This is a genomic window from Mesorhizobium sp. P5_C1 (assembly GCF_054049815.1).
Genome location: NZ_JBFULQ010000247.1, coordinates 1 through 8,048, shown reverse-complemented (window position 1 = coordinate 8,048; position 8,048 = coordinate 1). Strand labels below are relative to the sequence as shown.

The 8,048-nt window shown below is 62.2% G+C and carries 6 protein-coding genes; 2 read left to right on the top strand and 4 right to left on the bottom strand.

The annotated features are described in order from the left end of the window. Positions 1 to 276 precede the first annotated feature (276 nt). Together pnp and ACXJ7R_RS19015 are read left to right on the top strand one after the other, a co-directional pair. A complete protein-coding gene (gene pnp / locus ACXJ7R_RS19020; RefSeq protein ID WP_457153195.1) occupies positions 277 to 2,424 on the top strand; it encodes a polyribonucleotide nucleotidyltransferase in 2,148 nt (715 codons plus the stop codon). 133 nt (positions 2,425 to 2,557) lie between these two features. Then, positions 2,558 to 3,577 carry a class I SAM-dependent methyltransferase gene (locus tag ACXJ7R_RS19015; RefSeq protein ID WP_457153194.1) on the top strand — a complete coding sequence of 340 codons (1,020 nt, stop codon included), beginning with the start codon at positions 2,558 to 2,560 and terminating at the stop codon, positions 3,575 to 3,577. A 72-nt stretch (positions 3,578 to 3,649) separates the two neighbouring features. On the opposite strand, the gene ACXJ7R_RS19010 is transcribed toward ACXJ7R_RS19015, so the two are convergent. From ACXJ7R_RS19010 to fabA, 4 genes are all read right to left on the bottom strand, one after another. After that, positions 3,650 to 5,194, bottom strand: a complete 1,545-nt coding sequence (locus ACXJ7R_RS19010; RefSeq protein ID WP_457153193.1) for a putative bifunctional diguanylate cyclase/phosphodiesterase — start codon at positions 5,192 to 5,194, stop codon at positions 3,650 to 3,652. Positions 5,195 to 5,400: 206 nt separating this feature from the next. Then, a complete protein-coding gene (gene fabI, locus ACXJ7R_RS19005; RefSeq protein ID WP_457153192.1) occupies positions 5,401 to 6,213 on the bottom strand; it encodes an enoyl-ACP reductase FabI in 813 nt (270 codons plus the stop codon). A 32-nt stretch (positions 6,214 to 6,245) separates the two neighbouring features. Beyond that, positions 6,246 to 7,466, bottom strand: a complete 1,221-nt coding sequence (fabB, locus tag ACXJ7R_RS19000) for a beta-ketoacyl-ACP synthase I (protein ID WP_457153191.1) — start codon at positions 7,464 to 7,466, stop codon at positions 6,246 to 6,248. Between the two features lie 36 nt (positions 7,467 to 7,502). Continuing rightward, the gene (fabA, locus tag ACXJ7R_RS18995; RefSeq protein WP_095082399.1) at positions 7,503 to 8,021 is read right to left on the bottom strand and encodes a 3-hydroxyacyl-[acyl-carrier-protein] dehydratase FabA; all 519 of its coding nucleotides are present in this window, start codon (positions 8,019 to 8,021) and stop codon (positions 7,503 to 7,505) included. Positions 8,022 to 8,048 lie beyond the last annotated feature (27 nt).

Genomic DNA, 8,048 nt, shown 5'->3' with positions numbered 1-8,048 from the left:
GAATTGACCGGCGGGCTTTCTTCGGAGGGCCCGCCGGTCGCGCATTCTGCCAGTCGTATCGACTGGCCAGACCCGGTTTCGAGCGTGCAGAGGGCCACTCGAAACCGCCCATGGACGGTCATGGGGCAGGATTGCAGGACGCTCGCGCGCTCGCCGCGCTGAAATCACCCGAGCTTCCCGTTGTCTTGCCCGTGGCTGCCCGAGAAAGGAAGCCAGGGAAAGGGCATCCGCGCACCGTGAAACGGCGCGGCCCTTTCCGCTTATTAAGGACAAGATATGTTCAATCACCACAAAGTGGAAATCGAATGGGGCGGTCGTCCGCTCATCCTCGAAACCGGCAAGATCGCGCGCCAGGCCGACGGCGCGGTGCTCGCGACATACGGCGAGACCAAGGTTCTCGCCACCGTCGTTTCGATGAAGGAGCCGAAGCCAGGTCTCGATTTCTTCCCGCTGACCGTCAACTACCAGGAAAAGACCTACGCCGCCGGCAAGATCCCAGGCGGCTATTTCAAGCGCGAAGGCCGTCCGAGCGAAAAAGAAACGCTGGTTTCCCGCCTCATCGACCGCCCGATCCGCCCGCTTTTCGCCGCCGGCTACAAGAACGACACCCAGATCGTCGTCACCGTCGTCCAGCATGATCTCGAGAACGATCCTGACATTCTGTCGATCGTCGCCACCTCGGCGGCCCTGACCCTTTCGGGCGTTCCCTTCATGGGTCCGATCGGCGGCGCTCGCGTCGGCTACATCAACGGCGAATACGTGCTCAACCCGCATGTCGACGAGATGCAGGAATCCAAGCTCGACCTCGTCGTCGCCGGCACCACCGACGCCGTTCTGATGGTCGAGTCCGAAGCCAAGGAACTTGGCGAAGAGCTGATGCTCGGCGCCGTCATGTTCGGCCACAAGGGCTTCCAGCCGGTCATCGACGCCATCATCAAGCTGGCCGAAGTCGCCGCCAAGGAGCCGCGCGACTTCACCGCGCCGGACTATTCCGCGCTCGAAGCCGAAATGCTGAAGATCGTCGAAGGCGAGCTTCGCGATGCCTACAAGAACATCGACAAGCAGAAGCGCTACGCCGCCGTCGACGCCGTCAAGGCGAAGGTCAAGGCCGCGTTTGCTCCGGCTGAAGGCGAAGACGCCAAGTACACGTCCGAGCAGATCGGCGCCGTGTTCAAGGAACTCCAGGCCAAGGTCGTGCGCTGGAACATCCTCGACACCGGCTCGCGCATCGATGGCCGCGACCTCAAGACGGTCCGCAAGATCGTCTCCGAAGTCGGCGTCCTGCCGCGCACCCACGGTTCGGCGCTGTTCACCCGCGGCGAGACCCAGGCGCTGGTCGTTGCCACGCTCGGCACCGGCGAGGACGAGCAGTATGTCGATTCGCTGACCGGCATGTACAAGGAGAAGTTCCTCCTTCACTACAACTTCCCTCCCTACTCCGTCGGTGAAACCGGCCGCATGGGTTCGCCGGGCCGCCGCGAGATCGGCCATGGCAAGCTCGCCTGGCGCGCCATCCGCCCGATGCTGCCGAGCGCTGACCAGTTCCCCTACACGCTGCGCGTCGTTTCGGAGATCACCGAGTCCAACGGCTCGTCGTCGATGGCGACCGTCTGCGGCACCTCGCTGGCGCTGATGGATGCCGGCGTGCCGCTGGCCAAGCCAGTTGCCGGTATCGCGATGGGCCTGATCAAGGAAGGCGAGCGTTTCGCCGTTCTCTCCGACATCCTTGGCGACGAGGATCACCTCGGCGACATGGACTTCAAGGTCGCCGGCACCGCCAACGGCATCACCTCGCTGCAGATGGACATCAAGATCGACGGCATCACCGAGGAGATCATGCAGATCGCGCTTGGCCAGGCCAAGGACGGCCGCCTGCATATCCTCGGCGAAATGGGCCACGCGCTCTCCGGCGCTCGTTCGGAACTCGGTGAGTTCGCGCCGCGCATCGAAGTCATGCACATCCCGACCGACAAGATCCGCGACGTTATCGGCTCGGGCGGCAAGGTCATCCGCGAGATCGTCGAAAAGACCGGCGCCAAGATCAACATCGAGGACGACGGCACGGTCAAGATCGCTTCGTCGAACGCCAAGGAGATCGAGGCGGCGAAGAAGTGGATTCACACCATCGTCGCGGAGCCGGAAGTCGGCGAGATCTACGAAGGTACGGTCGTCAAGACCGCCGACTTCGGCGCTTTCGTCAACTTCTTCGGTCCGCGTGACGGTCTCGTCCACATCTCGCAGCTTGCCAACGACCGGGTCGCCAAGACCTCGGACGTCGTCAAGGAAGGCGACAAGGTCTGGGTCAAGCTGATGGGCTTCGACGAGCGCGGCAAGGTCCRCCTGTCGATGAAGGTCGTCGACCAGGCCACCGGCAAGGAACTCGCCCGCGACAAGAAGACCGAAGGCGAAGAAAACGCCGCCTGATTGGCCTGAAATCGTAAATCGAAGCGGGCGCGGCTTATGTCGCGCCCGTTTTCATTTTCAGCCCGTCTTTTCATTCTCAGCCCGTCTTTTCATCCTCAGATTGTCAAGACAGGCCTCGTTTCGAGATCGAACAATGTCCGCCGAGCCGCTGAAGACGCTTTTTCATCCCTTCGAGGCCGAGGCTGTTCCTTTGCCGGGAAAGGGCGATCGCGCCTTGTTTCTCGGCGCTGAACCGGGCTTTCGCTGCCCCGAAGGCTTCGAGGCCGAGCTTCGCCTGGTACAGGGCTTCCGGCCGCATTTTCGCGCGTTGCAGGCGTCTGGGCTCATCGTCACCGCGCAGGCCGAAGGTGGTGGCTTCGACATGGCACTTGTGCTTGCCGGCCGGCATCGCGGCCTGAACGAATTGCGCCTCGCCGAGGCGCTCGAGCGGGTGGCGCCTGGCGGCACTATCGTCGTTGCGGGCGGCAAGGACGACGGTATCGCCAGCCTGCGCAAGCGCGTCGGCGAACTGGTGCCGCTCAAGGGGCATCTGCCGAAGTATCACGGCATTGCCTTCTGGTTTCGCCGTCCTGCCGATTTGGCCGCTGCGCAAAACCTGCGCGCCGCCAATCCCGCTCTGCTGGTTGAAGGCCGGTTTCGCACCGCGCCCGGCATGTTTTCGTTCGACCGGATCGATACAGGCTCGAGATTGCTGGTCGAGAACCTGCCCGATGACCTGCGTGGGAGCGTTGCCGATTTCTGCGCCGGTTGGGGATATGTGGCTGCCGAGATGGCCGCCCGGGCGCCGGGCATCTCGGCGCTCGACCTCTATGAGGCGGACTTCGCCTCGCTCGAAGCCGCAAAGCTCAATCTGGCAGGGGTTGGCCAGTCGATCACCAGGGAATTCTTCTGGACTGATCTGCTGAAGGAGCCGGTCGAGAAGCGCTACGACGCGATCGCCATGAACCCGCCCTTTCACCGCAGCCGCGCGGCCGAGCCGGAGATCGGCGCCGGCATGATCCGCGCCGCGGCCAAGGCCCTGAAGCCCGGCGGGCGGCTGTTGATGGTTGCCAACCGCCAGCTTCCCTATGAGCTGGTGCTGTCGGCTGCTTTTTCGAGCCATGCAGAGCTCGCCCGCGACGGCATGTTCAAGGTGCTTGTCGCGCGTCGTTAAAGCTTGATCCCGAAAAGTGGGAACCGGTTTTCGAAAAAGATCATGCTCGAGAGAGCAGATGCGGCGCCGCGTTCAATGCAGATTGGCGACGCGCCGCGTCTCGTCGGTAACGTGAGCGTCACCGACCCTGAACCTGAGTGGCGCCGGCCTGCCGAACAGGTAGCCTTGCACCACTTCGCAGCCGGCTGCCCTAAGCAGCGTCGCCTGGCTTTCGGTTTCGACGCCTTCGGCGATGATGCTGACGCCAAGTGCGCGCGAAAGCCCGACGATGGTCGAAACGACTGCGCCGGAGCTGGAGTCCGTGTCGAGGCGGCTGACGAACGAGCGATCGATCTTCAGCTTGCCGAACGAGAAGTCGATCAGGTAGCTCAGATTGGAATAACCGGTGCCGAAATCGTCGACCGCAACCGAGATGCCCATGTCCGCCAACTCCTTCAGGATGGTGGCGGCGCGGTCGCGGTCCTGCATCATCGCCGTCTCAGTCACTTCCAGTTCCAGCCGCGACGGCTTGATGCCGGTGCTGGTCATGGTGTCGCGCACGATACCGACGAAGTCCTTGGTCATGAACTGCACGGGCGAGATGTTGACGGCGACGAAGCAGTCTTCGGGCAGATGGCGCGCGTCGCTGCAGGCCTTGCGCAGCACCCATTCTCCGATCGGACCGATCATGCCGGTTTCCTCGGCGATCGGAATGAACTCCATCGGCGGGATCATGCCGCGTTCGGGATGCCGCCAGCGGATCAGCGCTTCATAGCCGACGATGCGGCCGGTCGGGAGATCGAGCTGCGGCTGGTAGTGAAGGTCGAAGTCGCCCCGCTCGAAGGCAACGTTCAACTCGGATTCGACCCACTGGCGATGGTCGGCGACCCTGCCCATTTCTGCGTGGAAGACCGACCAGTTGCCGAGGCCGCTGGCGCGCGCATTCTGCAGTGCCAGATTGGAGCGGCGCAGGATGAGGACGGGATCGACACCGTCCTTTGGCATCGCCACGATGCCCACCGACAGGCTGACCGATTGCATGTGCGTGCTGAGCTCATAGGGCTCCATCATCTCGTCGATGAGCCTCTCGATGGCACTTTCCAGTGACCCTGACACCTGATTGTCGGGGAGGAGGATTGCGAATTCACCGGCGCCGATACGTCCGATCACCGCGCGTTGCGGCAGGCAAGTCTTCAATCGCTTGGTGAACTCACGGATCAACTCGTCGCCCTGGCTGTAGCCGATGGCGTCGTTGATCTGCTTGAACCGATCGATGTCGATGTCGATGAGGAACACCGGCTCGCCGGTCCGGCTCGTCGCGCATGCCGCCTCGGCGATCTTGCCGACCATCGCCGGACGTGCCAGCAGGCCGGTCAACTTGTCGAAATGGGTCTCCTCGAAGACGAAATCCGCTGATTCATCGACGCCGGCGAAGAAGGACATCGCGGCCACCGACGCCGCCAGTGCGCACAGGGCGGCCATCATCGCGACCATCATGTCCGCCGATATCCCGGCAAAACTATCGCTGAGACCATGCTTCAGGCCCCAGAGTCCGAGGACAAAACTGCCGATACCCGAGCTTGCTATGGTGAGCAGCCGGAACACAGGTGTTCGCTTCGGGTTGCTGACGGCCGACATTGAAAGGTCCCCAGAGTACAGGGCTTTCTAGCGGATATGTCCTTAAAATGAGTTTCCGCGAATGCGTCCAATTTTATTGGACCGGAAGTATTTCATGTGCGGACTAAAGCGCGTCGCGTTGAAACGGATTTCGTCGGCGCATCTTAAGCTTTTGTTTTATACGCGTCGCCGTCCCAAAACCGCTGCGCACTTTTGGGAGCTAGGTATTAATCTCGCCCGCCATCGGTCTGCTTCAATTCATCGAGCGTCGGCATTGAAACGATGTGATAGCCGGAATCGACATAGTGGATTTCGCCGGTAACGCCAGAAGACAAATCGGACAACAGGTAGAGCGCGGAACCGCCGACCTCGTCGATGGTCACGGTGCGGCGCAGCGGCGAGTTGCGCTGCTGGTAGGAGAACATGTGGCGCGCATCGGAAATCCCGGCGCCGGCGAGCGTGCGCACCGGTCCAGCCGATATGCCGTTCACCCGGATGCCGCGCGGACCGTAGTCGTTGGCGAGGTAACGCACACTGGCCTCAAGTCCGGCCTTAGCGACGCCCATGACATTGTAGTTCGGCATGACACGGACCGAGCCCGCATAGGTCAGCGTGATCATCGATCCGCCGTCCTTCATCAAGGCGGCTGCATGGCGGGCGATCTCGGTGAAGGAATAGCAGGAGATCACCATGGTGCGGACGAAATTGTCCCGGCTGGTGTCGGCGTAGAGGCCCTTCAGTTCGTTCTTGTCGGAAAAGCCGATGGCGTGGACGACGAAATCAAGCCCGCCCCAGGTATTGCCCAGGGTCTCGAACGTGGCGGCGACCGAAGCGCTGTCCTCGACGTCGCACGGCACGACCAGCGAGGCGCCGAGCTTGTCGGCGAGTGGCTTGACCCGGCGCCCGAAGGCGTCACCCTGATAGGTGAAGGCAAGGTCCGCTCCATGTTCGGACAATTTCCGAGCGATGCCCCAGGCGATCGAATGATCGTTGGCGACACCCATGACGAGCCCGCGCTTGCCCTTCATCAATCCGTCCATGGCCGCCAATCCTTATGAAAACAACGCTGGCCTTATGCGGAATAGCGCTGGAAAATGAGCGTTGCGTTGGTGCCACCGAAGCCGAACGAATTTGACAAAACAGTGTCGATCTTGGCGTTGTCGATGCGCTTTCGCACGATTGGCATGCCCTCGAATTCGGGGTCGAGGGTCTCGATATGGGCGCTTTCGCCGATAAAACCGCCCTGCATCATCAGGATCGAGTAGATGGACTCCTGCACGCCGGCCGCGCCCAGCGAATGGCCGGTCAACGATTTCGTCGACGTGATGTATGGCATCTCTTGGCCGAAAACCTCGCGGATCGCGGCCATTTCCTTGGAATCTCCCACCGGCGTCGACGTGCCATGGGTGTTGATGTAGTCGACCGGTGTGGAAACCGTCGCCATTGCCTGGCGCATGCAGCGGACCGCGCCTTCGCCGGATGGCGCCACCATGTCGAAGCCGTCCGAGGTCGCGCCGTAACCGACGATCTCGGCATAGATCTTGGCGCCGCGCGCCTTGGCATGTTCCAGCTCTTCCAGCACCAGCACGCCGGCGCCGCCGGCGATGACGAAGCCGTCGCGATTGGCGTCATAGGCGCGCGAGGCGGCGGATGCACGGTCGTTGAATTTCGACGACATGGCGCCCATGGCGTCGAACAGGTCGGACATCGTCCAGTCGAGGTCCTCGTGGCCGCCGGCAAAGACCATGTCCTGCTTGCCCCACTGGATCAGTTCGTAGCCATTGCCGATGCAATGCGCCGAGGTCGAGCAGGCCGACGAGATCGAGTAGTTGACGCCGTGGATCTTGAACCAGGTGGCAAGCGTTGCCGATGCGGTCGACGACATCGCTTTCGGCACCGCGAACGGACCGATGCGCTTGGGGCTGCCGTTCTTCAGCGTGATCTCCGCCGCCTCGACGATGGTGCTGGTGGATGGTCCGCCCGATCCCATGACGATGCCGGTGCGCTCATTGGTGATGTCGCTCTCGCTGAGGCCGGCATCCGCGATCGCCTGATCCATGGCGACGTGGTTCCAGGCGGCACCCTTCGACAGGAAGCGCATTGCACGACGATCGATCATGGCGGATGGATCGAGCGTCGGCGCTCCCCAGACATGGCAGCGAAAACCATGCTCGGCGAAGGAATCGGAGAAGCTGATGCCGGATCTGGCGTCATGCAGCGAGGTCTGAACCTCGTTGGCATTGTTGCCGATCGACGACACGATGCCGAGGCCTGTGACTACGACACGTCTCATTCGCAACTCCTTCCAGGGGTCAGCCGGTGATGCCGGTCAGCCGACCGCCGACTGCTTGGACAGACCGACCTTCAAATCCGTTGCCGCGTATATGGGTTCGCCATCCGCCTTCAGCCAGCCATCGGCGATGCCGAGTACCAGCCGGCCGCGCATCACGCGCTTGAAGTCGATCCCGTACTCGACCTTTTTCACCGAGGGCGTCACCATGCCCTTGAATTTTACCTCGCCTGTCGACAACGCCATTCCCTTGCCGGGTTCGCCGAGCCAGCCGAGATAGAAGCCCGTCAATTGCCACATCGCGTCGAGGCCGAGGCATCCGGGCATGATCGGATTGCCGATGAAATGGCAGGCAAAGAACCACAGGTCCGGCTTGATGTCGAATTCCGCGCGGATGAAGCCCTTGTCGAAGGCGCCGCCTGTCTGGCTGATCTCGGTGATGCGGTCGAACATCAGCATGGGCGGATAGGGAAGCTGGGCATTGCCCGGTCCGAAAAGTTCGCCGCGGGCGCAGGCCAGCAATTCGTCGTAGTCGTAGCTGGATTTCGAACCCGCCATCAATTTCGTCCCCACATCGTTCCGGGC

What these genes read in the sequence shown, in the direction of transcription:
- ACXJ7R_RS19015 (WP_457153194.1), top strand. Translation starts at nt 2,558, where the DNA reads ATGTCCGCCGAGCCGCTGAAGACGCTTTTTCATCCCTTCGAGGCCGAG.
- ACXJ7R_RS19010 (WP_457153193.1), bottom strand. Translation starts at nt 5,194, where the DNA reads ATGTCGGCCGTCAGCAACCCGAAGCGAACACCTGTGTTCCGGCTGCTC.
- fabI (WP_457153192.1), bottom strand. Translation starts at nt 6,213, where the DNA reads ATGGACGGATTGATGAAGGGCAAGCGCGGGCTCGTCATGGGTGTCGCC.
- fabB (WP_457153191.1), bottom strand. Translation starts at nt 7,466, where the DNA reads ATGAGACGTGTCGTAGTCACAGGCCTCGGCATCGTGTCGTCGATCGGC.
- fabA (WP_095082399.1), bottom strand. Translation starts at nt 8,021, where the DNA reads ATGGCGGGTTCGAAATCCAGCTACGACTACGACGAATTGCTGGCCTGC.